A 26408-nucleotide genomic window follows, 5' to 3' on the forward strand; every position below is an offset into this window, starting at 1 on the left:
TTTCAAATGTAAAAAACACTTCGACATAAATCATCACAATTATGTAACAAGACGGCGATTATTCGCCCTTTGGAGTTGCGGGCGCACCAAATATCTCTTTCAGCTTGTTTTTTAGATCGTCGCCGCGCAGATTTTTCGCAATGATCTTACCTTGCGGGTCTAATAAAAAGTTTTGCGGAATTGACTGCACCTTATATAAGGCAGCAGCTTCGTTATCCCAAAATTTAAGGTCTGACACCTGTGTCCAGGCTAAGCCATCACTTTTAATAGCATTCACCCAAGCGTCACGTGCTCCGGGCCGATCTAACGACACCCCAAGGATGGTGAAATTCTTGGTTTTATATTGGTTGTAAGCTTTAACCACATTAGGGTTTTCCTGCCTGCATGGGCCGCACCAACTTGCCCAAAAGTCTATCAGCACATACTTCCCACGGAAAGATGATAGTTTGACGGGCTTGCCATCCACATCATTCTGTGTAAAATCGGGCGCGGTAACACCAATAGCTGTTGCCTTTGCTCCCGTGATAGCTGAATGTAATTGTTTGCCTGATTCTGTATTCCTCAATTCAGGATCGAGGCTATTGTATAAAGGTTCCAGAACACCGGGATCAGCCGAAGGGCCGCCTAAGGATGTCAGTGCTAATAAACTGATATAGCTTTTAGGGTGTGATTTGATGAACGAACTTAAGATACCCTCTTGTTCTTTTTGTAATGCTTGATACTTAGCTTGCATGGCGTTTTGAAACTCGGGCGATTTTTGCTGCGCCAGCGTAGCACGTTGTGCATCTGCCTGGATCTTTTTTGCTTTATCGCGTATAGTGCCAACCTGCGCCAACAACAGCGCATTATCATCATTGATCTGCGAACCTGTGATCTTTGCCTTTGATATAGAGTCGAGCGCTGCAATAGAAGCACTGCCTGCGTCCAAGTAAATAGGCAGCACGTCGGCAGTTTTCTGATCCATTTTTGCAAGGCCTGCCCCTTTATGATCAAATGCCAAAAATGCCGGCACCGGCGACAAAACTGTTCCTTTAAAATTGAAAGCTCCCAGGCTTATCGTGGCAGAATCAATCGTCTGATTAGCACCAACATAATAGATCAAATAAACTTTACCCGGGGGCGTTGCGTTAGCGATCTTTCCGTTAAGTTCAAAATTTAAAGGTTGTTGTGCTAAGACAAACAAAGGTGTCAAGAGGCTGACGAGCAGGATTAACTTTTTCATTTACAAATGATGTGGTTAAATAAACGGGAAAACAACGCAGGTATTGCCTTAGCTTAATTTCTGATAGGTGCGCCACCAAAGGTCGGGCATTTCACCGTCCACCGCGGTTTTGTAATCTTCGTAGCGGCATGGCACCAGATGTGAGCGTTCATTAGCCGACCCGTTAGACGGATATGGCACCTGCATCCACCAGCGGTCACTTTTTTTACTTTTCACAAATACCAGTTCATGCTCTTCATGCTTGAGTGTTGTTTTATAAATGAGGTAGTGCGAACGCGGGTTAAGCGGAAAGTCGCTTTTGCGGTTGTAAAACCCTTCGATAAAATACCAGATCATCTGCGCCAGCAGCATCGCTGTGCGGCCGTTATCGTCATACTTGGGGTTGTATTCGTAAAAACCGATCGATGTAAGCTTGTCGTTAAATCCGGCGTAGCGGCAAAGCTGGCAAGCCTCTTCACCATAAAAACCATTTGGCGACGCATTACCATTGCCCATAGCATCTGAAGCCTTTATCGCTCCGACATCGAAGCTTACCATACCTGCGTTGCGGATCACCGGCTCTGCAACAGAAACATTACCGCTTAATTCGCCCAAGCGGTGAACGTCGAAAAGCAGTTTATCCATCACCCGCAGGCTCTCCTGGCTGGTAAAGTAGGTTTGATAACCAAGGTTGCTAAAGTTGAACAGGTAATTAGGTTCGTGCAACAGTATCTTGCTTAAAAATGCTTCAGAGGTGGTTTCAAAACCTGCGCTTTCAAACTCATCGTCCAGGTCAAAGCTTTTGTCTATCACCACCAGGTCCACTTTCATCTCCAGGTCCTCATACGCCATGTACTGCGCGTAAGTGAGGTCCTGGCCACCGCCTAAAATTATGGGTACAACATTTGCACGCACCAATTCATTTATAACGGTTTTAAGCGCTATGTAGCTGTCGGTAACACTTTCTCCGCGGGCAATATTGCCTAAGTCTGCAATACGGATAGTATAATTTCCCTCGTAAAGGCTGTATAACTTTTCGCGGATCTTATCCGGCCCATCTGCGCAGCCTTCGTTATTAACCGCGTTGCGATCTTCGAGCACACCAATCAGCGCAATATCATAACGGGCTTCTTCAAGATCAGGGAAATGGTTAGTGAAAACGTCTATCTTACTGCCGAGCTGACTTGCATTGAAACCTTTTTCAGGAATTAGTTGATCAGTATTAATAGGGGTTAAAAAGTCGGCTAAAGACATAAGGCTTTTGTGAAATCAAATATCCATTTAATTCGATTAATTTGCACGCTCTAAATAAAAATTGGCAGGCATGATCCTTGTTACCGGCGCGACCGGCTTTTTAGGCGCCGAACTGGCGAAGCAACTTGCGGAAGCCGGCCATCACATCCGCTGTACCCGCCGCGAAAGTTCTGTTATTCCGGAAATACTTATTTTGCACCAAAACAGCATTGATTGGGTAACGGCAGATATTACTGACATTTCTTCACTTGCCGACGCTTTTAAAGGTGTTACGCAAGTATATCATTCTGCCGCATGGGTTTCGTTTTCGAAAGCCGACAAGGTGCCGATGATCTTTACAAACGTGACAGGTACGGCTAACATAGTTAACCTTTGCCTTGAAAATAACGCCCGACTGGTGCATGTAAGTTCTGTTGCCGCTCTTGGCGATGCAAAGCCCGGAAAACTGATTGACGAGAACGCATTTATTGAAGACACTCCTGTAGGCAACCCTTATGCTATTTCCAAACTGGAAAGCGAGATGGAGGTTTGGCGCGGCATTGCCGAAGGGTTAGATGGTGTCATTGTAAATCCATCAGTAATTATTGGTGCCGATGCGGGCAAAGAAGGCAGCGGGCGCTTGTTTGAGAAAGTGCGCAACGGCTTAAACTTTTATACAAGCGGTAGTTGCGGTTTTGTGGACGTTGCCGATGCAGCCAAGTGCATGATTACGTTGATGGAAAGCAACATAACTGACGAAAGGTTTATCATTAGTGCTGAGAACAGGTATTTTAAAGAATTTCTTCCAACCGTTGCAGGAAGGTTCGGTGTTAACCCCCCCACGATTAACGCGAAGCCATGGATGCTGAGCATAGCAAGTGCCTTCGCGGGTTTTGGGGCTCTGTTTACGGGCAATAATAATCTCGACACCGTTACCGCACGCTATGCATCGAAGGAACTTAATTTTGATAACAGTAAGATAAAAGCAGCTATTGGTTTTAGTTTTAAGCCTGTTAACGAGACCGTCGACAAAATAGTGCGGCGTTTGAAGGTTTCTTAGCAGCATTCTATAAATTCTTCTCAAAGATTATTTATTTCTCAATAAATCTGCAGAAAGGTTTTATAATTCGCATTTTTACGCTTACTTCTGTAAAATATGGCGCAGTACTATATCATAGATTTCGACAGCACTTTTACCCAGGTTGAGGCGCTTGACGAACTGGCACGCATATCGCTTAAAGATCGTCCTGACCGTGAGCTGATCTACAAAAAGATAGAAGACCTCACCAACGCGTCTATGGAAGGTAAGTTGTCTTTTACTGATAGCCTGGAGCAGCGCGTAAAATTGCTGGAGGCCAACCGCGAGCATCTTAAACAACTGGTGCGACATCTGCGCAAAAAAGTATCGGTATCATTTTCGCGCAACAGCGTTTTCTTTAAAAATCACCAGGATGAGGTATTGATCGTTTCCGGAGGCTTTAAAGAGTTCATTATTCCGGTGGTTGGCGATTATCATATTAAAAAAGAAAACATCTATGCTAACACCTTCATTTTTGACGTGCATGATAAAATAACAGGTTATGACCGCGAAAACCCGCTTTCGCAGGAAGGCGGCAAGGTGAAATTGCTGCGCGAACTAGACCTGCAAGGTGACATCTTTGGCATCGGTGACGGGTATTCAGATTTTCAATTAAAAGAATCGGGCATCATCAAAAAATTCTTCGCTTTTACAGAGAACATAGAGCGCCAGTCTGTAGTGGAAAAAGCAGATCATATTACGCCAACCTTTGATGAGTTTTTATACCTTAACCGCCTGCCACGCGCGATATCTTACCCTAAAAACCGCATCAAATGCTTGATAGTGGGTAATGTGGATAAAGAAGCAATCGCTCAGATACAAAAAGAAGGTTACAATATTAGGCGCCGCGATCTTATTGAAGACGCATATTTACAAGAAGCGGGAGTTTTGCTTTGTACAGATGACAAGCAGCCCACCCCCGAACAACTGGATAATGCGCCGAGATTAAAGGTAATAGGTTGTTTTGGCAGGGTAGCCAGCCGAAAACTGGCAGAAAGTGCCTGCGACAACGGTGTGATCATATTTGACGACCCCAAATACAACCCCCGCAACATAGACTTTATTCCGAAACGTGTAATCTCTTTCATGAACGAAGGAAAGACGCATACCAGTTGTAACTTTCCCGATTTGCAGCCACCGCGCGTTAATAACGCACATAGGTTGATACACATCCATAAAAACGTACCCGGAATATTAGCCAAAATCAACGAGGTATTCGCGGATCACGATATAAATATAGTAGGGGAATTTTTGGTAACGAATCAACAGATTGGATACGTGATCACTGATGTGAATACAGGTTATGATACAGAGGTACTTGAATTGCTTAAAGCTATACCAAATACCATAAAATTCAGGCTGTTATATTAATCAGCTTTTTCGTCACGCAAGGGAACAACCAATACGGGAATGCCTGCATCTCGAACAACTTCTTCCGCAACACTGCCGGTAAAAAAGCGTTCGAAACCAGATCTATTATGACTGCCCATCACAATAATGTTTGCACCAAAATCGTGCCCGCATTTGATGATGCCGTCGGCAGTTGCCCCAAACTCTGTAAAGACGCTTACTCGCAGGTCGCTGCCATATTTCGTTTTGATGTGATCGATAATATTGTCTGATACCTCGTTTTGGATTTCTGCAATTTCTACACTGGTAATGTCATTCGCGTTTTGCATAGGCATACCCATTGTCGAGTCTGTCATTACCGGAGCACCAATCACCGGCTCTGTGATATGCACGAGGCCGACATGGGCATTGAATTTTTTTGCGAGTTCAAAACCAACTTTTGCAGCGCTATCCGCGGCAAGACCATTGTCTACAGCGATTAAGATTTTTTCAAAGGTTATCATGGTTGGGTGGTTTTATCTATAAAAAACAAAACGCCAATATGTTTGCTCTTTAATGCCTTAAGTAGCGCATCACTTACAAATAACCATTTTTGTGACCAATGAGCCCGAGAAATAATAGTGGTGTCGTACCATACCATCAAAAAGTATGGCGCCGGCTTTGTCCTTCACCAATTGCTTTACCGAAACGTTAATTTCGTTATCATTTATGAACGAAATATTAACGGGCTCAACTGTTGGGTCTATTTCTGCCCATTGGCGCGTCCAATAGTCTCGTACTGCATCATGCCCATAAACGTAACCTCCTTCCCAGCCGTTTGGCCACTCTACTTCGGGATGAAGATATGCCATAACAGCGTCAATATCCCGCCGGTTGAAGGCGTTGTAAATAATCTTTATAATCTCTTGCTTTTCCATATTAATTTTACGGATGTGCAAGTAATCGGTTAACTATCACCTTTTGCACGAAATTTTCTATAATATGCCTTGAGCATATGCACATCTGCTTTTCGCTGTGCGGAGTATATGCCGGTTTTGCCGCTGCACAGATACGCGATGCTACAAGCCACTGCGAAAAACAAGACATAATCGGGGCCAAACAATTCTATACCCATAATGGTGCATGCCAACGGTGTTTTGGTTGCCCCGGAGAATACTGCAATGAACCCTAAAGCAGCAAACAAACTTATAGGCGCATTAAGTATTTGTGCCAGGAAATTACCTAAAGTAGCGCCAATGTAAAATAGCGGCGTAACCTCTCCGCCTTTAAAGCCTGTACCAAGCGTAATGTCCGTATAAACGATCTTCCAAAGCCAGCTTAACGCATCCGCTCCGCCGTGCTGAAACGCAGAAACTATAGTCACCGCTCCTAGATATTGCGGTTCAACGCCTAAACCAAGGTAGTCGGGTTTGCCTAAGAGTATCGTTAAACCAATAATTACGAATCCGCCCACGACCGGCATTAGCCAATTGGGTTTAATAAAAGCAGTTGCAAGTCTCTTAACATAATGTGCCGACAGTACAAACACTCGGGCAGCAAGCCCAAATAATGAAGAGCAGATAATCACTTTCAATCCCAGGATAACATCTGCTAAAAAAAGATTTTCTTTAGGGGAGTGTGCAATAATCTTAATGTGGTACGCCGTGTGATGCACTCCTATTGCTGCTACGGTTGCGTCTCCAACGAATGATGCAACCAAACAAGGCACAAACGCTTTGTAATTTAATCGACCTACGGTAAGCACCTCAATAGCGAACACTGCTCCTGTAAATGGCGTTCCGAAAACTGCACCAAAACCGGCAGCCATCCCCGCGGCAAGCAATGTCTTTTTGTCTGCGTCAGTAAGCTTAAAAACAGAGCTGAAGAAATGAGCAATACTGCCGCCAATCTGCACAGCAGTACCTTCGCGGCCGGCAGACCCGCCAAAAAAATGAGTGATGATAGTGGTGACCAAAATCAGAGGTGCCATGCGTTTGGGTACGCCGCCACCGGGTTGGTGTATCTCTTCTATAATAAGATTATTACCACGCTCTGCGGACTTTCCCAAAAATTTGTAAAGCAAGTGGATGATGATGCCTCCTACCGGCAACAGGTACAATAGCCATGCGTGGGCAAAGCGATAAAATGTAGCCAGGTTTAGCAGCCAAAGAAATAAGGCTACCGTTGCGCCGATCACGATACCAACGGGGATGAGCATTATCGCCCAATGCGATATATATCTTATAAAAGAAAGAAACGCGGAACTAAAATTTTTGAACATACACCTACATGCAAATAAATAAAACTTATCTGAGTAGGCGCCATCAGCTTTTTACAGCGGTTCAATTAGGCAGGACACCATTGCCTTGCGTGATAAGCAAATGTAGGAATATTTTGGATTTTAGAGACGAATTTGAAATTTCATCTTTCTGCGCTAACCCCTATCTTTAACCCGATGAGCATTTCGCCCGATATAGAAAATAAGATATACCTGCTGCAAGAAAAGTATGAGGCAATGGGCCAGGACATGGCATCTTACCTCGACGGTTTGTTGTATGCAGACTTTCTAACTTATTGGGATTACATTCATCTGGACACGCTGTTAAGCCTGCAAAGCCCTAAAACGCCTTTTCCCGACGAAGAGATATTTATCATTTATCACCAGATTACTGAACTATATTTTAAACTGGCGTTGCACGAGTGTAAGCAAGTAGCCAATTCGCACGATCTGACAGCTACGTTTTTTACCGCGCGTTTAAAGCGCATCAATAATTATTTTGACGCGCTGGTAAATTCTTTCACTATAATGGTCGACGGGATGGAGAAAGAACAATTTTTAAAGTTCAGGATGTCGCTGCTACCGGCAAGTGGATTTCAGTCTGGGCAATACCGCATGATAGAGATCTATGCTACAGACTTTATTAATTTGGTCGCTAAAGACAAACGCGAGGAGTTAAGGAACGCATCGGCAGAGCAGCAGTTCGAATACATTTACTGGAAGTTTGGGGCTACTGAACTATCGACCGGTAAAAAGACCCTCACGTTAAAGCAGTTCGAGAAAAAATACAGTTCAACCTTCATAACACTTGCCAGGGATTGCAGGGACAATAATTTCAATCTTTTGCTTCGCAACTTGCAGCAAAAAGGCGAGGATACCACAGCCTTACAAGAGGAGCTACGCCGCCTGGACACTTTTGTTAACGTAAACTGGCCGCTGGCCCATTATAAGTCTGCCGTGCGCTACCTGCACCGCGAGCCCGAAGAAATTAAGGCAACCGGTGGTACCAACTGGCAAAAATACCTGCCGCCACGTTTTCAAAAACGGATATTCTATCCTGAACTGTGGAGCGATGAAGAGAAAGACAATTGGGGAAAGGCTTGGGTTGAAGAAGCATTACATACCCGGTTTTAGGATTTTCAGTTAGGTTTTAGAAGAAATTACCTCGAAAACAGGTACATTGCCATTTTTAGAACGAGAAGGCAATGACAGATACCTTAGACATCAAGATAACCAAAACCACAGAGTCGCGCCTGGCGACTACTGATTTTTCTAACCTGGTTTTCGGGCATACGTTTGCAGACCACATGCTGGTAGCCGACTATGCCGACGGCGAATGGAAGAACTTCGAAATTTTACCTTACGGGCCATTAGATCTAAGCCCGGCAATCTCTGCCTTACATTACGGCCAGGCTTTTTTTGAAGGCTTAAAGGCTTACAAACATGATGATGGCAGGGTTACTATCTTTCGTCCGGATAAAAATGCCATCCGTTTTAACAAATCGGCGGAGCGTTTGTCCATGACGCAATTGCCGGAGGAGATGTTTACGCAAAGCCTGGCTGCATTGGTAGATGTAGACCGTGATTGGGTGCCGGCCAAGGCAGGGCATTCTTTATATATCCGCCCTATTATGTTCGCTACTGACCCTTACCTGGGTGTAGTACCGTCTAAAACCTACAAATTTGTTGTTTTAACCGGCCCTGTGGGACCTTATTTTACAAAGCCGGTACGTATCAAGTTTGAAACGCATTACACCCGCGCGGCAGAAGGCGGGTTTGGTTATGCCAAGGCAGCCGGTAATTATGGGGGCTCTATGCTACCGTTTAAAAAAGCAGCCGAGGAAGGTTTCGATCAATTGATCTGGACAGATGCTAAAGAGCATAAGTATGTCGAAGAAATGGGCGCGGCAAACGTAATGTTTATGCTTGATGGCAAGTTGATTACCCCATCTACCCGCGATACCATCTTAGACGGCGTTACCCGCGATACGGTTATCTCCCTCGCAAAATCATGGGGCATGCCGGTTGAAGAGCGTCGTATTTCTATTGCTGAAGTTGTAGAAGGGGCGCGTAACGGCAAACTGACCGATGCTTTCGGCGCAGGTACTGCAGCCACTATAGCCCCTATTGGTGCAATGCATTACGAAGGTGAAGACTTCGTGCTAAGCGATGCCTCTACCCGTGAGTTTTCAAAGAAGGTATTGAGTACGCTTAACGACATCCGCTATGGCAAAACCGAAGATACGTTCGGTTGGAATTATGTGGTTTAACGGCCAGTGAGGACAGAGTTGTCTCTGGTGAATACATATCATCTGATATAAAAGAGAAAAGCGCTTTGGTATACCCGAAGCGCTTTTTTAATGTACATCCGCACATTTGCACGTCAGTCGACACTCACAGTCAAGCCTTCCTGCTGTAATATTTTACGGTAAACTTCCATTTCGGTAAAAGAACCTTCCAGCACAGCGCATTTGCCTTCGTTGTGCACTTTCCAGGCTATCTTCTCTGCTTGCGATTCGTTATAGTCCAGGTATTTCATCATGCACCAGATCACATGCTCAAACGTGTTTACATCGTCGTTCCACAATATCAGGCGATGCATTTCCTTTAATCCCGCCAAAACCTCCTCAAGCGTGAAGGTCTCTTCCTGTACTTCTGTAGGCATAAGCTATTTGTAATCACAAATTTACTCAAAAACAATAATAAAGCCGTTACAAATGTGTTATGGGCATGTAATTCATCACCTGTTCATAATTATAAGTCATTTTGCCCCTCATGAAAATCTCTGTTTATTCCTTACTCGCTTCTATCGCGTTATCACTGACCATGCAATCTATTAATGCGCAAAGCACGACCGGCAGTCAGCTGCAACTACCACCAGCCAACATCAAAATCGATGGTGCCATAACTGAATGGGGCGACAGCCTGCGCTATTACAATGCAGAGAAAAAGTTGAACTATTCTTTAGCTAATGATACAGAGAACATATACGTTGCCCTGAGGTTAAGCGACCGCAGTGAGCAATTGCGTGTCTTACGATCCGGCCTTACATTGAGTATCAATACCAAAGGAAAAAAGAAAGAGATGTATAGCATGACATTCCCGGTGGCCAATGAAAATGAACCGGCAGCACTTACCGGTGCACCAGCGCAGACCGGTATGCCCGATGACCGCGACGAGATGATGCGGGCACGGCTTACCAAGCTGCGAAACATTAAAGTAACCGGTTTCCCGGATATAGAAAGCGACATCATTACTACTGCAAACACCTACGGAATTAAAGCAGCCATCACTTATGATGATAACGGTCATTTGAATTACGAAGCGGCCATACCTTTAAAATTTTTCCATGCAGATGATATTGCTAAAACGGAGTGGGCATTTAATTTCAGGATAAACGGCATTACCCGCCCTGCAAACAAACCTGCCGGCGAGGCTGAAAACCAGATGGGTGGCAGAGGCGGAATGGGCGGTGGACGCGGTGGCATGGGCGGAGGTGGTATGCGTGGCGGCCGGGGAGGAATGGGTGGAGGTATGCGCGGTGGGGGCATGCAAGGAAGCCAGCCCTCAATTGATCGATCTGAAATGAGTAAGTCTGTTGACTTTTGGGAAAAGTTTTATCTAAGCGGCAACTAAATTATTTTGCTGCCAGCGCTGTCAGGAAATCCCGGAATTTGGTACCCGAGTAATTTGCCGCGCCATCATGCCTGAACATGATCATGCCTTGCTTGTCGATCACCACTGTCGCCGGGATGGCGTTGCCCATCAAGCTTTGAGGCACGGTTGACACAGGAATAAATAAAGGCACATGATAACCATGTTTTGCAATAAATGGAAGCGATCTGCCAAAATCGGCATCAGCATCTACGGCTATAAAAACAATGTTTTGGTTGTCTTTAAGTTTGGTGTGCAGATCATCTATTGACGGCAGTTCTGCAATACATGGCGGGCACCAGGTTGCCCAAAAGTTTATGAAAACCACTTTACCTTTAAGCGATGACAAACTGATCTGCTTGCCGGCACTATCCTGAAAAACGACATCACCTGCTTGCACGGGATGATCCGTTTCTGTAGAAACAGAAGGATTGAATAACCCAATCTTCATCAAACCGCGCATTAACATCACCCGCGTCGGCAGGTATAACACAAATACTGCAAGCACAATTATAAATATGGCATTCAGGACATTGCTCCTGGTAAACCACCTTTTAGCAGCTTGTTTGGCTTGCATGGATATACTATGGATGTATAGTAGCCCAGCCTTGGGCGTGGCGGATAATGATTTCACCGTTGCCGCTTGGCACTATACCAATAAAAGGGAACAACGTTGCCGGATCTATGTGGCGCTCGCGTAGGGTATTATTGCATTGCGCCAATATCACTCCCTTTTTAGCCAGGTTGCTCAACTGCTCTTCATATGGGCCGGCTTTGTCATAGGCCGCTACGCCGTCTCCAAAAACTACCAACTCTATTTGTACCTTACCTTTTAAACGGGGGTCTTCCAGGGCGTTATCGATGTTGCGCAAAGTGCTGCGTATCTTTTTTTCATCATTTGAATTAAGGTAGTACAACGCTTTGTAAGATGTGGCATCCGCGTCAGCACCCTTGAAACTCGATTGCGCCAGGACTGGTTTTATCGCGAAAATAAACGCGAATACAAGTAATGATCTAAGTAAGCTTTTCATATTATTTGGTGTTTGTTTGTCTGGTTATTTGCGCCGCAGCTATTCCCGTGTAAGGACCGTATTTATGCTGTTGCTCGCTAAAGTTATCGGCGTAAGGTCCAAATGGCATATCAATAGGTTTTTTCGTTCTGTCGGGCCAGTCACTGTTCTGCTCACGGTGTGGCCGCGGCTGCGAATTTACGAAAGCCGCGACATCCCAGGCTTCTTTATCAGTTAATTGCGGCCGCTGATAGGTAGCACCATAAGGCATATTATTTTTCACGAAGCCCGCAAAGTTGATCAGTCTATACATGCCGGCGCCGTCGTTGTAACTGTGCCGTCCCCATAAAGGCGGGTAAGCGTAACTCTTTTTATCAGCTGCCAATAACCCTTCCCCACCGGCACCATGACAGCTTTGGCATTTGGCTTTATAAACTGTTAGGCCATTCGCCGGATTCGCTGCTACCGTTAAAAAGGGCAATTTCTGCGTAGATGAGCCATAAAGCTTTTCGCTTTTTTTAACCCCGCGCCCCAGCCATTTCATGTAAGCCAAAATCGCTTGCACTTCTTTGCCGGCCGTGTCGGGCACTTTACCATTTAGGCTTCGTTCAAAACATTCGGCAATGCGCTCTGTAGCAGGCGTCATCCTTCCGCTGCGGTTGCTCTTTTTGGGATAAGACGCTATAAAGCCCGAGTAATTATTGGCAAACAGGCGCGATCCGGCATCGAGATGGCAGTTCTGGCAATTCATACCGTTGGTTATTTGGGCAATGCTTCCCTTTGTCCCAAAGTATTTTGATGTGTGTGCCAGCAACTCGCGTCCATATCTAATGGTTTCTCCTCGTTTATCATGCGGAAGGATAGCTGTGTCGGGAACTTGCCATCGCTGCTCCGGCATATTTGATGGCTTTTGCGCCGCGGCTTGTTCTTTATTACTTCTATTACAACTTAAAAAGAAGGTTGCTATGCCGATAATAGCAATGAGACCGCTTATGGTGGCAGATAAAAACAGATATGCGGGTTTGTTGACTGGCATTTAACAAGTATACTAAGATAGCCTATTTTGCATAATCACGATAATATATTGATACCGATCGGGCAAACGCATTTGAAACAATTTATTTACAAAGATTATTTTATTTCGCACAAAGAAATTTCAGGCACGGAATATGTATAAATAGCAGCATGCGTAGCTTGAATCGAAATTTGATCGGGGATCGAAGAACCTCCGAGGTATTACTCAAAAGAAACAAAACGTTAATTGACAACGTGTTGGACACTTCCCGCCGCCCAATGTCAGAGAAAATGTCTCTCTATGTAGTTATCGCACTGCAGATCATGTTTGTGCTGCCCTTCCCGGCGTTACTGTTCTATTTCATCAATAAGCCAAAATACATTGTACCGCTTTTTGTAGCCGCGGCGGTATTCCAATTATTGCCTGCGGCACTCAATTCGCGCAATAAGCCGATCGTGTTTTTTTGTTTGTGCGGCTCCATGCTCATGCTTTTAGAGGCAGCCATGTATATGATATTCACTACAGTTTAAGATCTATTTTACTGTGTAGCTTAACACCTTGCGGCCAATGTGGCCTTCTGTGTCTATTCCTTCAACCACAACACGGTAAGTGCCCGGCGATCCTGCGTTAAAATAGTCAACTGATGCTTTGCCATCTTGGTCGGTTACGATATTTGGTTTCCAAAAGATAGTGGTGCGCAGATCTGCAAGGGCCGCGTTAGTGCTTGACACCCCATATTGTGGCGAATAAAACTGACGTGCCTGGTAATAGCCTTTAGGCATATAAGTGATCAAGCCGGGTGTATATTTGTTGATACTAACAGTCTCGCCACCCCGTTTTGTGTTGATTAACAAAAGGCCATTTGGTGCGCCGTAAACGGCGGCGTATTCAGGGCTTCGAAGTACTTCTATACTACCAATATCGTATTGATTAATACTTCTTAGAATGTCTGCATCGATCTGAAAGCCATCCAGCCAAATTTGCATTTGTCCTCCACGAGAGTATGGTATACCATTTCTGAAAGTGACTCCGAGAATGCGGCCTTGCAAACATATATCTAACGAAGAGCAAGTGAACTTATCCAACTCATCACTTTTTAAGACCTGATTAGCCTGCCCAGGCCCGTTTCTATTACTTGAGTTTTTAAGCGGCTGCCTGCTTTCACGAATGATAACCTCTTTCAATAAAATGTTGTGATTACCGACGCCACCTTTCAATTGCTGCTGGTAATAACTTTTCTCGCTTCTTAAATAACTAAGCGTCGTATCGCTCAGGCTTTCATTAGGCCCATTTGGGTTAACGGTTACTACCTGAGGTTTGGTATTATCTAGTTCGATGTCAACAAATTTGCTGTTTTTGCTCGTTCTGGCCTGTATCACAAACCGAACGCTGTCTGCGAATACAAGGTTTCTAAAAGCGAAACGGCCATCCTTATCGGTAAGGGTATCCACGTAAGAAATGCCGCCCTTTGTTGTAAATAAAGTAACCTTACCGCCCACCACAGGTTTGTTTCCACCTGTATGCACCCTGCCCGATATAGTGATGGACTTCTCAGGCTCAAAAGCTTTGGCGGGCATGTTGCCCGTTAGAAGACTCTTCCAATCAAAACGGCGATAGCCTTGCGTAAGCATCAATACATCGAGGTCGCGCCTGGTTTCAGCACTTATGTTCTCGAAATAATAATTAGGTTTTTCTATATAACCTTTAATATCAGAGCTTAAAAGTATTGATGATAGGATGGTCACTTCATTGCTAGCGTCTACCGGCACTTTAGTGTTATCGACCACAGCAGCAGATAAGCTGGCCACCATACCCTTGCCGCTATCATCAGTGGCTTTAATACCAAGATCTACTTTTTGCCGTGTATTTAGATTTAGGCTCGGCGTTATAATGTCAAGCTTAAGATCGTCGGGTTTATCTATAAAAGCCAAACGCTCGTTAAGCGCATTACCGGCCGCGTCAAATAACGTAAATTGTACAATGCCGCGTGGAAAATGTGATTTCGGTATTTTAGCAAAAATGGCGCCGTCCTTCAGATTGTCGCGTGCGGCATAGCAGATAGTGCCACTACTCTGGGAAACAACGCTTATTTCTGCGCCCTTTACCGCCCCGCCCGCATAAATGCGCAGTGTAACATTATCAGGGTCGCTCAAGGTATTGATCGCCAACTCATAGCCATCCTGCTTCGGCACCGGCAGATTAATACTACGTTGAGACCCATCAGCGAATGTGAGATTGGCTTTATAGGTTTTATTATCGGAAGGCACGAGCATAAATAAACCCATTCCCAAATGCTGGGTAGTGATCTTCGCGACCTCAGTTCCGCTGTTATCGGTTATGTTGCCGCTTATAGGAGTGCCTAAGCCATCGGAGGCAATTGCCTTAAAGGCTACTTTTGATGGCAGACCATAAACCAAATAACCGCTTTCGGGAAAAAATTGCACATCCACTGAAGAAGAAATAGCTTTGGTAGGAATTTCTTTTTCCAGCGTCGTTTTTGCATCTGTCTTTATGCGCGTTTCAATAAGTCCACCTTTGAATTGCATATTAGCCGGGCTTAAAAAACTTATAGGTATTACGCCTTTGTTGTTGGTTGTGCCCTTACCGCGAACAAGCGTCTTGCCGTTTATGACCACACGGTAACTCACTTCTTTATTGGCATACACGTTACCATCAACATCAGAGAAAGTCACGGTTGCGGTAGTACTTGCTTGGCCATTTGTGGCGCTATACGAATATGCGGCGCGGGTATAAACAGAATTTGCAGCGGTGCCGCCGATAGAAATCGTCTTATCGAAGAAATAATCAGTACCAAAATTACGCATCCAATTAGTATAAGCCCTTACGCGATAGTTGCCGGGTTTAAGTGTGTCAGACAAAGCAAAATCGCCCATGGCGACGCCTGCAACTACGGGCAGTTTTATCGACTGCTTTACAGAGTCGAGCGCGTCAATCAGTTCTACATTTAATGCGGCGCTTAGGCCCGAGAGCCGGTGATCGGCACCAACGGTTATATATGCCTTAAACCACATATCATCGCCGGTGGCGTAATAGGGTTTGTCAAAATGCAAATAGACTTTTTCTTGCGGATACTCGTCGGTCCATCTTAACAATGCAGACTCGGTATTCTTAATAGCATTAGTTTGAGCAATGACCGGTGATGTAAAAGCCAGGGCGACTATCACCAAAAGAAACAGGGGTATTTTTTTATATGCCATAAGAATGTCTATAAACAATATTACGGCTAAAAATTATAAAAGTTATGTGTCAAAATTTATTTTTCCACATCATACTTTCTACAGGGCGGGTAGTAGGTTTGTTGTACTTCGCGTCGCCTTTAGTATTATACATGGTCTCAATATCGCCTTCAACAGCAAAATAAATAAGCTGGCCAATTGGCATTCCCGGATAGATCTTAACCGGCTGCGCGCATGATATCTCCAGTGTCCAGGTGTTGCAAAAACCAACATCGCCTTTACCCGCAGTTGCATGGATATCTATACCTAACCGTCCTGTGCTCGATTTACCTTCCAGAAACGGAACATGCTTATGGGTTTCTGTATATTCCATAGTAACGCCCAGGTATAAAGTGTTGGGCTGCAAAACATAACCATCCTTTGGAATTTCAAAGTGATCTATCTCGTTGTGTGCCTTTGCATCGAGCACGCGGCTGCGGTAAGTTGCCAGATGTTTTCCCAAATGAACGTCATAAGAGTTAGTGCCCAGGTTTTCGCGGTAAAAGGGCTCAATGATAATGTGGCCTTTATCTATCTCTTCTAAAATGCGTTTGTCTGATAAGATCATGTGGGGTGCTTTACCCGACTAATTTATAATTATTTGACATTAGTTTGCCCGCGTTTTTGCAATTTTACTTTTATGGCAATAGCGTTCCGCAAGCAGGTTGACCCCGACACAGAGTTTGCGATCTGGAAAATAGAAGAAGAAGTAGAAGACCTTTACAACCAGCTACAACTAAACGCTGTTGAGAAAGCATATTTTGAGCGTTTAAGCCACGGTAAACGTAATCTTCACTGGCTTGGTACGCGGGTTTTATTACGCAAAATGCTTCAAACCGACGACTACATTGACTGCCAGATAGATGAGCATGGCAAGCCATATCTTACCAACATGCCATACCATATTTCGCTTAGCCACTCTTTTGATTATGCCGCAGTAATGGTGAGCAAAAGTAAGCCTGTTGGTATAGACATTGAACAGATAAAAGATAAGGTTGAGCGCATAGCCCACAAATTTATGGACGAGCCCGAATTGGCGTTTATCAACCCTAAAGATAAAATCGACCAGTTATATGTCTGCTGGTGCGCTAAAGAGGCCGTTTACAAATGCTATGGTAAAACAGAGGTATCTTTTTTAGACAACATTTTGCTGCAACCTTTTAAATATGAAACAGCCGGGGTAGTAAAAGCGCAACTGTTAAAAGATGACATCGACATAAACTATGATGTACATTACATGAAGTATGATGATTATATGGTGGGATACGTGGCGGGATAGATATGAAAAATAAACAAGTACTTTTTGACGACTGGGGCCTTATTGATTACAAAGAAGCCTGGGATAAGCAGGAAACAATTTTTGCCAATACCGTTAATACCAAGACTACCATCCGCAACCTGCAGCCGGCTCCTGCAGGTGATAGTGCTGACGATGAAATAACCACCAGAAATTACCTCATTTTTTGCGAACATCCGCACGTGTACACTTTGGGCAAAAGCGGTAAACCGGAGCATCTGTTACTTGATGAAAAAGGTTTGCAAGAAAAGAACGCCGCATATTATCCAATAAACCGCGGCGGCGATATTACTTACCATGGGCCGGGACAATTGGTGGCCTATCCTATTTTAGACTTGGATAATTTCTTCACTGATATACACCGTTACCTGCGCATGCTGGAAGAGGCCGTAATATTAACAATGAACCATTATGGGTTAAATGGCGAGCGCTATCCTGGCTATACAGGCGTTTGGCTGGACGCTGATAATGAAAAAGCGCGTAAGATTTGTGCCATGGGTGTGCGCTGCAGCCGCTGGGTGACTATGCACGGACTGGCTTTTAATGTGAACCCTAATCTTGAGTATTTCAAAAACATTGTTCCTTGCGGGATTGACGATAAGGCCGTTACCTCTATGCAACAGGAACTAGGTATCCAATTAGACATAGACGAAGTAAAAACAATCTTAAGGCATCATATTTCCGTATTGTTTGATATGGAGATCATTGGATGAAGCTGTTAGAAATATTTGCCACTGCGCTGCTTACAGTAGGTTGCACCGTCAATAATAACACTGCCGGCACTAAAATGGAAAATAACGCACATACGATTACTTACCTTGCCCTGGGCGATTCTTATACCATTGGTGAATCGGTGCCTGCTGAGCAATCGTTTCCGTATCAGCTGGCGGCACAGTTGCACGACCGAAAGATCGACATAGCCGATCCCCAGATTATTGCTACCACAGGGTGGACTACCGGCGCCTTGATCGCGGCAATAGGAAGTGCGCAGTTAACTAAGAAATATAATATCGTTACGTTACTGATTGGCGTAAACAACCAGTATCAGGGAATCGATATCGCTACCTACCATAAAGAGTTTACAAAGCTTTTAAATACTGCGATATCGCTTGCGAACGGCGGCGCGAAACACGTGTATGTACTTTCCATCCCGGATTATTCGGTCACACCGTTTGCTGCAAATAGCGACAAAGAAAAGATCGCTAAAGAACTTGCTGCATATAACGCTTACAACAAACAAGAAAGCGAGCGCCTGCATGTCAGCTATATCGACATCACGCCAATCTCTTTGCAAGCTGCAAATGATGCTTCGTTATTAGCTGATGACGGTTTGCATCCGTCCGGCAAAATGTATGGATTATGGGTGGAGAAGTTACTGCCGAAAGTTTTGGAAGAACTCGATGACAATTAAGAGTAAGCCTTAAGTCATGCCGAACTTGTTTCGGCATCTCAAAGACAGTGGTTAAGCCATTCTTTTGGGATCCCGAAACGAGTTCGGGATGACTATTTTACTATTCGCACATGCGCACTAACTAACACTCCGGCAAACTTATAGGAATATTAATGGCTAAACCGCCATCAGCAGTTTCTTTGTATTTAGAATTCATGTCTAAAGCCGTTTGCCACATGGTTTTCACTACGGCATCTAAACTTACTTTAGCATACTCGGGGTTTGATTGTAATGCCAATTGCGATGCTGTTATGGCCTTAATCGCCCCCATGGTGTTGCGCTCTATGCACGGCACCTGAACAAGTCCGCCTATCGGATCGCAGGTTAGACCAAGGTGGTGTTCCATAGCAATTTCTGCTGCCATCATAGCCTGTCTTTGCGTACCACCTAAACATTCTGTCAGCGCTGCCGCGGCCATTGCAGATGATACGCCTATCTCGGCCTGACAGCCGCCCATAGCTGCAGATATCGTCGCGCCTTTTTTAAATATGCTGCCGATCTCAGACGCGGTAAGCAAAAACTGAATTACCTGTTCTTCTTTAAACGCGTCGCAGAAAACAATATAATATTGCAGTACTGCCGGGATCACTCCTGCAGCACCATTAGTTGGCGCGGTAACCACCCTCCCAAACGAAGCATTTTCTTCGTTCACTGCCAGGGCAAAACAACTCACCCAGTCGAGTATGTTCTTGAAACCTTCGCCGGTAGCGCGAATGGCAGCTACCCACTCATTATAATTATTATAAGCACGGTTACCAATGAGCTTTTTATTTAGCGCAGCAGCGCGGCGTGCCACGTTAAGCCCACCCGGTAAGTTACCTCTGGTATGGCAGCCACGATAAATGCATTCACTGATAGTTTTGTAGATATTGAGCACACCTGCGCGGGTCTCTTGCTCACTTCGCCAAGCCTGCTCATTTTCCATTACCACCTCAGAAATTTTTAAGCCGGTTTTGCGGCACCAGTGCAGCAGTTCACCAGCATTCTCTATCGGGAATGGCAGATCAACTTCCGCCTTTCCGGCCGATTTCTCGCAATTGTCTGATACTACAAAACCGCCGCCGATGGAATAGTAGGTTTCCGAGACTGCTTTGCCATTGCTTAAAAAAGCCTGAAATGTGACCGCGTTTGGATGGAACGGCAAACTCTCAGTAAATAGGAAGAGCAGGTCGTAGATGTATGAAAAGCCTATCTCACGAAAACCGCCGAGGCAAAGCTTTCCCTCCGATTTGATAGCTTCTGTTTTAGGCGTTACCTCATCTACGTTAAATGTTACAGGGTCATCGCCGCTAAGGCCCAATAAAATGGCTACGTCTGTGCCGTGCCCCCTACCGGTTTTGGCCAGTGAGCCATATAACAGGATCTTAACTTCTGTTACCAGTTCTAAAACCTGGCTACTTTGCAGTAAAGACACAAATTGCTGCGCGGCCCGCCAGGGGCCGAGTGTATGCGAGCTGGACGGCCCGATACCTATTTTAAACATGTCAAAAACAGATATCTGTTCTTTCTGCATTATACAAAGGTAGAGATAGTTTGGCTTATCACTTAAACAATACGGTGCTAAACCTCAAGATATTACATGCCCGGCAATTTTATTCCGGCGGCACGCAAACGTCTTATCACTAAACCTTGCAATTCCAGTTTAACGCGAAGGAAGTTTTGCGGCTTTACCCAAACTTTTAAAGTGTATCGAATGCCGTCAACGTCCAGCGCGAAAACGCCTACAATGCTTTTCGGCGAAGCCAAAATATCCTTGATCTCGGCGACACATTTAGTAATGATAGCGATCACTTCGTCCGAGTCGGCGGCGTAACCTAATTTAATTTCAATGTCTATTCGGCGGGTTCCCTTTCTCGACACATTGGTGATCACCTCGTTAAAGAGTTTCCCGTTTGGTATGATCACCGTTTTGTTATCAGGCGTTAATATCTCCGTGTAAAAAACCTGTATAGAAGTAACTGTACCATCCTGCCCTTGTGCCAAAATATTATCATCCAGATCAAAGGGTTTTAACAACAAGATCAATATTCCGCCAGCAAAGTTTTGAAGCGTACCGGACAAGGCTAAACCTGCCGCAACTGTAGCCGCTCCGATTACCGTGGTAAATATGGTAAGTTCTATACCTACTATTTCCATCACCAGGATGATGAGGATAAGGTACAAGGCGGTGATTGACAGGCTAAGAAAAAAAGGTTGAAGCGTTGAGTGCACCTCATTACGCGTCATACGCTTTTTAAGTGTATTGCGGATAACACGAATTATCCAAAGACCGATAAAAAATATGATGATGCCTACTATGAGTTTCGGACCCTTGTCAATGATCCATGTAGAGGCTTTGCTGTAGAAGAGTTGTAGATCCATTTGTCGTGAGCGACAAATTTACAAATCAAATTATATTAAGCTGGCTAAAACCTCTGTACCTGAGGTAAGCACCCAGGTCACTATTTGTGTGTGTATCTTCTTGCGGTTCTGTACTATAAATTTCATAATGAACCCAATAAGGCAAATGCTGTGCCCATGAATCGAAAAGCGTCATTGGAAGTGAAATTTATTTCACAGGTAACACAAATCATACAAAAGCCTTTAAATACTGACTTATTAGTTAGTATTTTACTGTAGTCAGCGACTCGCGAAGCAAAAATATGTACTTAAAATTGTACATAGAAAACAACAAAGGCCGTGTCTTTGCAGACACGGCCTTTTTATATAGTTTGCTTAACGGCTGATTACATCATCCCGCCCATTCCACCACCCATTGGCGGAGCAGCATGTGAATGCGCGTTCTCTTCAACTTCGTCTGCTAACACACATTCTGTAGTTAACAACATAGAAGCGATAGAAGCAGCGTTCTCTAAAGCAACACGTGATACTTTAGTTGGGTCTATAACGCCTGCGCCTATTAGGTTTTCATAAACATTGGTGCGTGCATTGTAGCCAAAGTCGGCAGAGCCTTCTTTAACTTTTTGTACCACGATTGAACCTTCGATACCCGCGTTGTCACAGATCTGACGTAATGGCTCTTCTATAGCGCGACGAATGATCTGGATACCTGTGTTCTCATCTTCATTATCACCTTTAAGGTCTTGCAAAGATGCAACTGCACGGATGAAAGCAACACCACCACCTGCTACGATACCTTCTTCAACAGCAGCGCGTGTAGCGTGTAACGCGTCATCAACACGGTCTTTTTTCTCTTTCATCTCAACCTCTGATGCTGCACCGATGTATAATACCGCAACCCCGCCAGATAGCTTAGCTAAACGCTCTTGCAATTTCTCTTTGTCATAATCAGAAGTTGTTACTTCGATTTGAGCACGGATCTCGCTAACGCGGGCTTTAATGTTATCAGAGTCGCCCACACCGTTTATAACGGTGGTGTTGTCTTTATCGATAGTTACTTTTTCTGCCTGGCCTAACATATCAAGCTCTGCGCTTTCCAGTTTATAGCCACGCTCTTCAGATATTACTGTACCGCCTGTTAATACGGCGATATCTTCTAACATTGCCTTACGACGATCACCAAAACCCGGAGCTTTAACGGCAGCAACTTTCAGCGAACCGCGGATCTTGTTAACTACCAAAGTAGCTAATGCTTCGCCGTCAAGATCTTCAGCAATAATTAACAGCGGTTTACCGGTTTGTACTTGTTTCTCCAATATCGGCAACAACTCTTTCATAGAAGAGATCTTCTTGTCATAGATCAAAATGTAAGGGTTGTCTAACTCAACTTCCATTTTGTCTGAGTTGGTTACAAAGTATGGCGACAAGTAACCACGGTCAAACTGCATACCTTCTACAGTTTTAACTTCTGTTTCGGTACCTTTTGCTTCTTCAACAGTGATCACGCCTGATGTACCAACTTTTTTCATCGCGTCAGCGATCATCTCGCCTATAACGTCATCGTTATTAGCAGAAATAGATGCTACTTGCTTTATTTTACCAAAGTCGTCGCCAACATCTTGTTTCTGAGATTTAAGATTGTCAACAACTTGCTTAACTGCTTTATCGATACCGCGTTTTAAATCCATTGGGTTTGCACCGGCAGCAACGTTTTTAATACCTGCAGTAACAATAGCCTGAGCCAATACGGTTGCAGTGGTAGTACCGTCACCCGCAATATCAGCAGTTTTAGATGCTACTTCTTTTACCATTTGTGCGCCCATGTTTTCAATGGCGTCTTTCAATTCAATTTCTTTCGCTACGCTTACACCGTCTTTAGTTACCGCCGGTGAACCAAATTTTTTGTCGATGATAACGTGGCGGCCTTTAGGGCCTAAAGTAACTTTCACTGCGTTTGCCAGAATGTCAACACCTCTTTTCAGGGCGTCACGGGCTTCAACGTTATATTTAACTTGTTTAGACATGATTATAGTTTTATAATTTTATGATTGACTGATTAATTAAACAATTACACCGTAAATGTCGGCTTCTCTTAATACCAGGTAACTTTTACCTTCGTAAGTGATCTCGTGAGCGTACTGGCTGTAATAAACCTGGTCGCCAACTTTAACATTGATCGGAATAATGTTACCGGTAAGGTCGGCATATTTGCCGGGGCCCACTGCCACAACTGTACCAACTTGTGGTTTCTCTTGTGCGGTTTCCGGAATATAAATACCTGATGCTGTTTTGGTTTCTTTAGGCGCAGGTTCTACAAATATCCTGTCTCCAATTGGCTTAATGTTTAATGACATAATTTTATGATGATTAATTTACTTTTTGGTTGTCCCCTTTTTGAACATCAATTGTGCCAACTGCCGATAGTTTAACAATTTGGCATATTTAGCTGTATATCTGTCAGCCAATTAACAATATCTTAAAATTGAGGGTTATATGTACAAATTCTAAAATGTCAGGCTGTCAGTTGGCATAAAAAAAGGCTTTAGAAAATTCTAAAGCCTTTCGTAAATATCAGTGTTTAATTACTTCTTAGTGGAGTCTTTCTTAGGGGCTGGCGCGGTTGGCAAAGCCAGGTTGGTTGCCGGTGCTGTTGCAGATGGTGCAGAAGCCTTATCAATTTGATTTTGGTATTCGCTGCCTGCGCCTGCCGCGCGGCCGGTGCTGCTTTTTACCGCTACGTTAATAGCCAAAGACAATACCATTAAAGTGATCGCCAATATCCAGGTACCTCTCTCCAAAATATCGCCTGTTTTTTGCACGCCCATCAATTGAGATGATGACGAGAAATTTGATGATAAACCACCGCCTTTAGGATTTTGTATCAATACGATAAAGCCTAAAAGGATACAAACTATAATGGCAACAATAATTAAGATAAAATACATTTCTTTCTGTTAATTAATCCTGTTCTCTAACAGGTGAATTTGGCCTGCAAAGTAACTACTTTTTTCCGGATATCTCAACATCAATTTTTTATAAGTAGCAATGGCTTTGTGAAATAGCATTTGCTCGGTATAAATGCGCGCCAGGGTTTCTGTAACCATATCATCTGCGTCTTCTGCACTGTTGCGGGCTTTATTTTCATTGTCGGCCTTGTCAGTAACAGCAGGCCGCATCTGCGGCTCTTCCTGTATAAATCGCTCTATGATCTTCTCTTCGTCAACCTTTTTATGCTCAGCAAAGGGCGGCCTGGCGGGCGCCTCTGCCAGGGTGCTCATTTTTGGCAATACCGGCTTTTTGGCAAAAGGCTGATAAACGCTGGCATGTTCGCGGCGGGTCTTATCCAGCCACCATAAGAAAGAGTATGGCAGGTTTTCGTCGTAATATTTGGCAACCGTTTCGTCTGTCTTAGGTACATCCGCGGCAGTTGACGATGATACAGGCGCGGCCGGCTCGTCAATCACATCGGCACCGTTGGCAGCGGTAAAACCAAAGTAATCTGTAGCTACTATGCTGCCAATGATCTCTTCGTCCAGCAATTTATCCGCCTTCGGCGAAATAACTTCCGGCTTAGGTTCTTCCTTAACTTCAATATGCGGCGTAACCTCTTCCGTAAACGGATGATACTTCGGCTCTTCAGGCTGAGGTGCCTCCGGCCCGTTTTCAACTATTGGCTCGTCAAACTGTTCAGGCTGTACAAATTCTTGCATCACCGGCCATTGTGCAGGCTCTTCTGACACTACCGGTTCTTCAACAGGGCTTCGCTTATTCCGGTCGATGAAGATATCTTCAATACCGACTATCTCATCAAACACCTCGTCATCAGCGGCGGCTGCTTGGACAGGCGTGATTACTGGCGATGTTGGCACCAGAACATGTGTTTCAGCTACGGTGGCTTGCTGTTCGGCCGGAGAAGCAGCGTCAATTTGCGGCTCCGGCTTGGGCTCTTCAGCCAGGGTTATTGATCCTGTTATCGCAGCAGGCTGATCCTTGAATGGTTGTTGCTGCGTAAGTGGCTGCGGTTCTTCACGCTTTTCCTCCCCAACAGGTTGTTGTTCAGATGCATCCCTTTTAAAAGCCGCATGGTCATCCGCTGCGACAGGCTTTATCTCGTTGCTATTATTTACAAACTGATAAGTATCGTCATCGTCGGCCTGCCATTCTTCTATGCCTGTCTCTACCTGGTTTACTACAGGGTTTGCAGGCGGAATGTATTCGGGACGATCAGGCTCCGCAAGGGCCTCTGTTTCCGGCTGTTGCGGCAGTTCTTCATGAGTTTTCTCTTCTGCTGCAAAGTCTTGCCCTATCGGGTGATCATGGGTAATCTTAGGCACTTCAACGCTTGCCGGTTCGTCTGTCAGTACCTCTTTGGCAACGGTGGTTTCGTTGGCCTCGGACGCAGCTGCTGCAACGTGTTTGTCTGCATAGACAGCAGGCTTTGGCGTATACATTGTGGCCTCGCCGTTAATGGTGATGATGTCGCTCAGGGCAATGTCGTTATTTGCGGGCTGACTGGTTACCAGTTTATGCAGAATGTCACTGCCTGCATAAATAGCAGCTTTTTTAATCAACTCGTCGTCGCCATTGCGGGCGCATAATAAATGAAGCAGGTTGCTTTGCGGATACTTTTTTGACAACCCGATCAGCACATCGTCATCCTTGCGGTTGGCATCGGCAGGGTCGGCTAATATCTTCCACAATACTTCAGCGTCGTTGTCAAACATTTGGCTATCCACGCTATGAAAGTAAGTATTGCCTACCAATTAGCAAAGGCTTTGTTAAAAATGTCTTCGGTAAGCTGGCGGTTAATTTGCGCAATCAAGCCTTGCTCTTGTGATGCGATATCGCCCGTAAAATCAGCGTAGCGGCTAAACTGCTGCTCAAAGTCATTCTTCTTATCGTCCTTATCAGTAAAGGTGCTGTACTTAACGTTAACGGTAATTGTTAACCTGCTGGCCGATGCTATAGGCGGCGCGGTTGACGTATTTGTTGCCTGTACAGAAACCGGCGTAATAGAATAGCCGATGATATTGCCTGACATGGTCGCATTGGCCTCGCCCCTTACAATTGCCAAACGGGTTTGCGAACGGATGCGGTCTTTAAGGCTTTCTGTAAATGTTTGGCTAAGGTTGTTGACCACCAACGGCGCATTGTTTTCAAAGAATTGCACGTTGATGGTTTTGAGGTTTGCGGATATAGATGCACCACTTAGTGTGTAAGAGCAGCTTTGGTTAAAGCATGCCAAAAGGATGATCAGCGCCGGTATAAAAAATTTGCGGTTAAGCAT

The 26408-nt window shown here is 44.7% G+C and carries 27 protein-coding genes and 1 riboswitch; of the genes, 9 read left to right on the forward strand and 18 right to left on the reverse strand.

Features of this window, described 5'->3' with window-relative positions; genetic code table 11:
- Window positions 1-58 precede the first annotated feature (58 nt).
- Together GO620_RS11235 and GO620_RS11240 are read right to left on the reverse strand one after the other, a co-directional pair.
- Window positions 59-1222 (reverse strand): TlpA disulfide reductase family protein, encoded by a 1164-nt coding sequence (locus GO620_RS11235; protein WP_157525455.1) that lies wholly within the window; start codon window positions 1220-1222, stop codon window positions 59-61.
- Between the two features lie 48 nt (window positions 1223-1270).
- Window positions 1271-2455, reverse strand: a complete 1185-nt coding sequence (locus tag GO620_RS11240) for a formimidoylglutamase (RefSeq protein ID WP_157525456.1) — start codon at window positions 2453-2455, stop codon at window positions 1271-1273.
- A 70-nt stretch (window positions 2456-2525) separates the two neighbouring features.
- Here GO620_RS11240 and GO620_RS11245 point away from each other — a divergent pair, with 70 nt between their 5' ends.
- Together GO620_RS11245 and GO620_RS11250 are read left to right on the forward strand one after the other, a co-directional pair.
- Entirely contained in the window at window positions 2526-3494 is a 969-nt protein-coding gene (locus GO620_RS11245) for an SDR family NAD(P)-dependent oxidoreductase (protein ID WP_157525457.1), read from the forward strand.
- Between the two features lie 96 nt (window positions 3495-3590).
- Entirely contained in the window at window positions 3591-4883 is a 1293-nt protein-coding gene (locus tag GO620_RS11250; protein WP_157525458.1) for an HAD-IB family phosphatase, read from the forward strand.
- Here the strand turns inward: GO620_RS11250 and GO620_RS11255 are convergent.
- The 3 genes from GO620_RS11255 to GO620_RS11265 form a co-directional block, all read right to left on the reverse strand.
- Complete coding sequence (locus tag GO620_RS11255) at window positions 4880-5365, reverse strand: universal stress protein (protein WP_157525459.1); 486 nt, start codon at window positions 5363-5365, stop codon at window positions 4880-4882. The genes GO620_RS11250 and GO620_RS11255 overlap by 4 nt on opposite strands.
- A gap of 69 nt (window positions 5366-5434) precedes the next feature.
- A complete protein-coding gene (locus tag GO620_RS11260; protein ID WP_157525460.1) occupies window positions 5435-5779 on the reverse strand; it encodes a nuclear transport factor 2 family protein in 345 nt (114 codons plus the stop codon).
- Window positions 5780-5808: 29 nt separating this feature from the next.
- Complete coding sequence (locus GO620_RS11265; RefSeq protein WP_157525461.1) at window positions 5809-7122, reverse strand: chloride channel protein; 1314 nt, start codon at window positions 7120-7122, stop codon at window positions 5809-5811.
- Window positions 7123-7149: 27 nt separating this feature from the next.
- Window positions 7150-7216, reverse strand: a riboswitch (Fluoride riboswitch).
- Between the two features lie 38 nt (window positions 7217-7254).
- Between GO620_RS11265 and GO620_RS11270 the strand changes: the two genes are divergently transcribed.
- Together GO620_RS11270 and GO620_RS11275 are read left to right on the forward strand one after the other, a co-directional pair.
- Entirely contained in the window at window positions 7255-8253 is a 999-nt protein-coding gene (locus GO620_RS11270; RefSeq protein ID WP_244139404.1) for a tryptophan 2,3-dioxygenase family protein, read from the forward strand.
- 71 nt (window positions 8254-8324) lie between these two features.
- Complete coding sequence (locus GO620_RS11275) at window positions 8325-9389, forward strand: branched-chain amino acid aminotransferase (RefSeq protein ID WP_157525462.1); 1065 nt, start codon at window positions 8325-8327, stop codon at window positions 9387-9389.
- A 113-nt stretch (window positions 9390-9502) separates the two neighbouring features.
- On the opposite strand, the gene GO620_RS11280 is transcribed toward GO620_RS11275, so the two are convergent.
- Window positions 9503-9784 (reverse strand): ATP-dependent Clp protease adaptor ClpS, encoded by a 282-nt coding sequence (locus tag GO620_RS11280; protein ID WP_157525463.1) that lies wholly within the window; start codon window positions 9782-9784, stop codon window positions 9503-9505.
- A gap of 110 nt (window positions 9785-9894) precedes the next feature.
- Between GO620_RS11280 and GO620_RS11285 the strand changes: the two genes are divergently transcribed.
- A complete protein-coding gene (locus GO620_RS11285) occupies window positions 9895-10755 on the forward strand; it encodes a DOMON domain-containing protein (protein WP_157525464.1) in 861 nt (286 codons plus the stop codon).
- Between the two features lies 1 nt (window position 10756).
- Here GO620_RS11285 and GO620_RS11290 read toward each other — a convergent pair whose 3' ends face one another.
- The 3 genes from GO620_RS11290 to GO620_RS11300 are packed head-to-tail and all read right to left on the reverse strand — an operon-like array spanning window position 10757 to window position 12819.
- A complete protein-coding gene (locus tag GO620_RS11290) occupies window positions 10757-11350 on the reverse strand; it encodes a TlpA family protein disulfide reductase (RefSeq protein WP_157525465.1) in 594 nt (197 codons plus the stop codon).
- A 7-nt stretch (window positions 11351-11357) separates the two neighbouring features.
- Complete coding sequence (locus tag GO620_RS11295; protein ID WP_157525466.1) at window positions 11358-11804, reverse strand: DsrE family protein; 447 nt, start codon at window positions 11802-11804, stop codon at window positions 11358-11360.
- Window position 11805: 1 nt separating this feature from the next.
- A complete protein-coding gene (locus GO620_RS11300; RefSeq protein WP_157525467.1) occupies window positions 11806-12819 on the reverse strand; it encodes a c-type cytochrome in 1014 nt (337 codons plus the stop codon).
- 257 nt (window positions 12820-13076) lie between these two features.
- Here GO620_RS11300 and GO620_RS11305 point away from each other — a divergent pair, with 257 nt between their 5' ends.
- Entirely contained in the window at window positions 13077-13328 is a 252-nt protein-coding gene (locus GO620_RS11305) for a hypothetical protein (RefSeq protein WP_157525468.1), read from the forward strand.
- Between the two features lie 3 nt (window positions 13329-13331).
- On the opposite strand, the gene GO620_RS11310 is transcribed toward GO620_RS11305, so the two are convergent.
- Together GO620_RS11310 and dcd are read right to left on the reverse strand one after the other, a co-directional pair.
- Complete coding sequence (locus GO620_RS11310) at window positions 13332-16016, reverse strand: TonB-dependent receptor (protein WP_157525469.1); 2685 nt, start codon at window positions 16014-16016, stop codon at window positions 13332-13334.
- 49 nt (window positions 16017-16065) lie between these two features.
- Complete coding sequence (dcd, locus tag GO620_RS11315) at window positions 16066-16602, reverse strand: dCTP deaminase (RefSeq protein ID WP_157525470.1); 537 nt, start codon at window positions 16600-16602, stop codon at window positions 16066-16068.
- Between the two features lie 72 nt (window positions 16603-16674).
- Here dcd and GO620_RS11320 point away from each other — a divergent pair, with 72 nt between their 5' ends.
- Genes GO620_RS11320 through GO620_RS11330 form a run of 3 tightly spaced genes read left to right on the forward strand, consistent with a single transcriptional unit; the run spans window position 16675 to window position 18742 of the window.
- Window positions 16675-17313, forward strand: a complete 639-nt coding sequence (locus tag GO620_RS11320; RefSeq protein ID WP_157525471.1) for a 4'-phosphopantetheinyl transferase family protein — start codon at window positions 16675-16677, stop codon at window positions 17311-17313.
- Window positions 17314-17315: 2 nt separating this feature from the next.
- Entirely contained in the window at window positions 17316-18044 is a 729-nt protein-coding gene (gene lipB, locus GO620_RS11325; protein WP_157525472.1) for a lipoyl(octanoyl) transferase LipB, read from the forward strand.
- Window positions 18041-18742: an SGNH/GDSL hydrolase family protein gene (locus GO620_RS11330; protein WP_157525473.1), complete on the forward strand. Its 702-nt coding sequence runs from the start codon at window positions 18041-18043 to the stop codon at window positions 18740-18742. The genes lipB and GO620_RS11330 overlap by 4 nt, the downstream gene beginning before the upstream one ends.
- Before the next feature lie 121 nt (window positions 18743-18863).
- Here the strand turns inward: GO620_RS11330 and GO620_RS11335 are convergent, their stop codons facing one another.
- The 7 genes from GO620_RS11335 to GO620_RS11365 all read right to left on the reverse strand — a co-directional run bounded on the left by GO620_RS11335 (window position 18864) and on the right by GO620_RS11365 (window position 26408).
- Window positions 18864-20294 carry an L-serine ammonia-lyase gene (locus GO620_RS11335; protein WP_157525474.1) on the reverse strand — a complete coding sequence of 477 codons (1431 nt, stop codon included), beginning with the start codon at window positions 20292-20294 and terminating at the stop codon, window positions 18864-18866.
- A 62-nt stretch (window positions 20295-20356) separates the two neighbouring features.
- Complete coding sequence (locus tag GO620_RS11340; RefSeq protein WP_157525475.1) at window positions 20357-21142, reverse strand: mechanosensitive ion channel family protein; 786 nt, start codon at window positions 21140-21142, stop codon at window positions 20357-20359.
- A 365-nt stretch (window positions 21143-21507) separates the two neighbouring features.
- Complete coding sequence (gene groL, locus GO620_RS11345) at window positions 21508-23145, reverse strand: chaperonin GroEL (protein WP_157525476.1); 1638 nt, start codon at window positions 23143-23145, stop codon at window positions 21508-21510.
- Window positions 23146-23181: 36 nt separating this feature from the next.
- A complete protein-coding gene (locus GO620_RS11350; protein ID WP_157525477.1) occupies window positions 23182-23475 on the reverse strand; it encodes a co-chaperone GroES in 294 nt (97 codons plus the stop codon).
- Window positions 23476-23703: 228 nt separating this feature from the next.
- Window positions 23704-24066, reverse strand: a complete 363-nt coding sequence (secG, locus tag GO620_RS11355; RefSeq protein ID WP_157525478.1) for a preprotein translocase subunit SecG — start codon at window positions 24064-24066, stop codon at window positions 23704-23706.
- Window positions 24067-24075: 9 nt separating this feature from the next.
- Complete coding sequence (locus tag GO620_RS11360; protein ID WP_157525479.1) at window positions 24076-25845, reverse strand: hypothetical protein; 1770 nt, start codon at window positions 25843-25845, stop codon at window positions 24076-24078.
- Between the two features lie 32 nt (window positions 25846-25877).
- Complete coding sequence (locus GO620_RS11365) at window positions 25878-26408, reverse strand: LptE family protein (protein WP_157525480.1); 531 nt, start codon at window positions 26406-26408, stop codon at window positions 25878-25880.

The organism is Mucilaginibacter ginkgonis, from assembly GCF_009754905.2.
In the GTDB taxonomy this organism is placed as follows: domain Bacteria; phylum Bacteroidota; class Bacteroidia; order Sphingobacteriales; family Sphingobacteriaceae; genus Mucilaginibacter; species Mucilaginibacter ginkgonis.

Excerpts from the sequence above, each read along its gene's own strand:
- GO620_RS11235 (WP_157525455.1), bottom strand. The coding sequence starts at position 1,222 with ATGAAAAAGTTAATCCTGCTCGTCAGCCTCTTGACACCTTTGTTTGTC.
- GO620_RS11240 (WP_157525456.1), bottom strand. The coding sequence starts at position 2,455 with ATGTCTTTAGCCGACTTTTTAACCCCTATTAATACTGATCAACTAATT.
- GO620_RS11245 (WP_157525457.1), top strand. The coding sequence starts at position 2,526 with ATGATCCTTGTTACCGGCGCGACCGGCTTTTTAGGCGCCGAACTGGCG.
- GO620_RS11250 (WP_157525458.1), top strand. The coding sequence starts at position 3,591 with ATGGCGCAGTACTATATCATAGATTTCGACAGCACTTTTACCCAGGTT.
- GO620_RS11255 (WP_157525459.1), bottom strand. The coding sequence starts at position 5,365 with ATGATAACCTTTGAAAAAATCTTAATCGCTGTAGACAATGGTCTTGCC.
- GO620_RS11260 (WP_157525460.1), bottom strand. The coding sequence starts at position 5,779 with ATGGAAAAGCAAGAGATTATAAAGATTATTTACAACGCCTTCAACCGG.
- GO620_RS11265 (WP_157525461.1), bottom strand. The coding sequence starts at position 7,122 with ATGTTCAAAAATTTTAGTTCCGCGTTTCTTTCTTTTATAAGATATATA.
- GO620_RS11275 (WP_157525462.1), top strand. The coding sequence starts at position 8,325 with ATGACAGATACCTTAGACATCAAGATAACCAAAACCACAGAGTCGCGC.
- GO620_RS11280 (WP_157525463.1), bottom strand. The coding sequence starts at position 9,784 with ATGCCTACAGAAGTACAGGAAGAGACCTTCACGCTTGAGGAGGTTTTG.
- GO620_RS11285 (WP_157525464.1), top strand. The coding sequence starts at position 9,895 with ATGAAAATCTCTGTTTATTCCTTACTCGCTTCTATCGCGTTATCACTG.
- GO620_RS11290 (WP_157525465.1), bottom strand. The coding sequence starts at position 11,350 with ATGCAAGCCAAACAAGCTGCTAAAAGGTGGTTTACCAGGAGCAATGTC.
- GO620_RS11295 (WP_157525466.1), bottom strand. The coding sequence starts at position 11,804 with ATGAAAAGCTTACTTAGATCATTACTTGTATTCGCGTTTATTTTCGCG.
- GO620_RS11300 (WP_157525467.1), bottom strand. The coding sequence starts at position 12,819 with ATGCCAGTCAACAAACCCGCATATCTGTTTTTATCTGCCACCATAAGC.
- GO620_RS11305 (WP_157525468.1), top strand. The coding sequence starts at position 13,077 with ATGTCAGAGAAAATGTCTCTCTATGTAGTTATCGCACTGCAGATCATG.
- GO620_RS11310 (WP_157525469.1), bottom strand. The coding sequence starts at position 16,016 with ATGGCATATAAAAAAATACCCCTGTTTCTTTTGGTGATAGTCGCCCTG.
- dcd (WP_157525470.1), bottom strand. The coding sequence starts at position 16,602 with ATGATCTTATCAGACAAACGCATTTTAGAAGAGATAGATAAAGGCCAC.
- GO620_RS11320 (WP_157525471.1), top strand. The coding sequence starts at position 16,675 with ATGGCAATAGCGTTCCGCAAGCAGGTTGACCCCGACACAGAGTTTGCG.
- lipB (WP_157525472.1), top strand. The coding sequence starts at position 17,316 with ATGAAAAATAAACAAGTACTTTTTGACGACTGGGGCCTTATTGATTAC.
- GO620_RS11330 (WP_157525473.1), top strand. The coding sequence starts at position 18,041 with ATGAAGCTGTTAGAAATATTTGCCACTGCGCTGCTTACAGTAGGTTGC.
- GO620_RS11335 (WP_157525474.1), bottom strand. The coding sequence starts at position 20,294 with ATGCAGAAAGAACAGATATCTGTTTTTGACATGTTTAAAATAGGTATC.
- GO620_RS11340 (WP_157525475.1), bottom strand. The coding sequence starts at position 21,142 with ATGGATCTACAACTCTTCTACAGCAAAGCCTCTACATGGATCATTGAC.
- groL (WP_157525476.1), bottom strand. The coding sequence starts at position 23,145 with ATGTCTAAACAAGTTAAATATAACGTTGAAGCCCGTGACGCCCTGAAA.
- GO620_RS11350 (WP_157525477.1), bottom strand. The coding sequence starts at position 23,475 with ATGTCATTAAACATTAAGCCAATTGGAGACAGGATATTTGTAGAACCT.
- secG (WP_157525478.1), bottom strand. The coding sequence starts at position 24,066 with ATGTATTTTATCTTAATTATTGTTGCCATTATAGTTTGTATCCTTTTA.
- GO620_RS11360 (WP_157525479.1), bottom strand. The coding sequence starts at position 25,845 with ATGTTTGACAACGACGCTGAAGTATTGTGGAAGATATTAGCCGACCCT.
- GO620_RS11365 (WP_157525480.1), bottom strand. The coding sequence starts at position 26,408 with ATGCTTAACCGCAAATTTTTTATACCGGCGCTGATCATCCTTTTGGCA.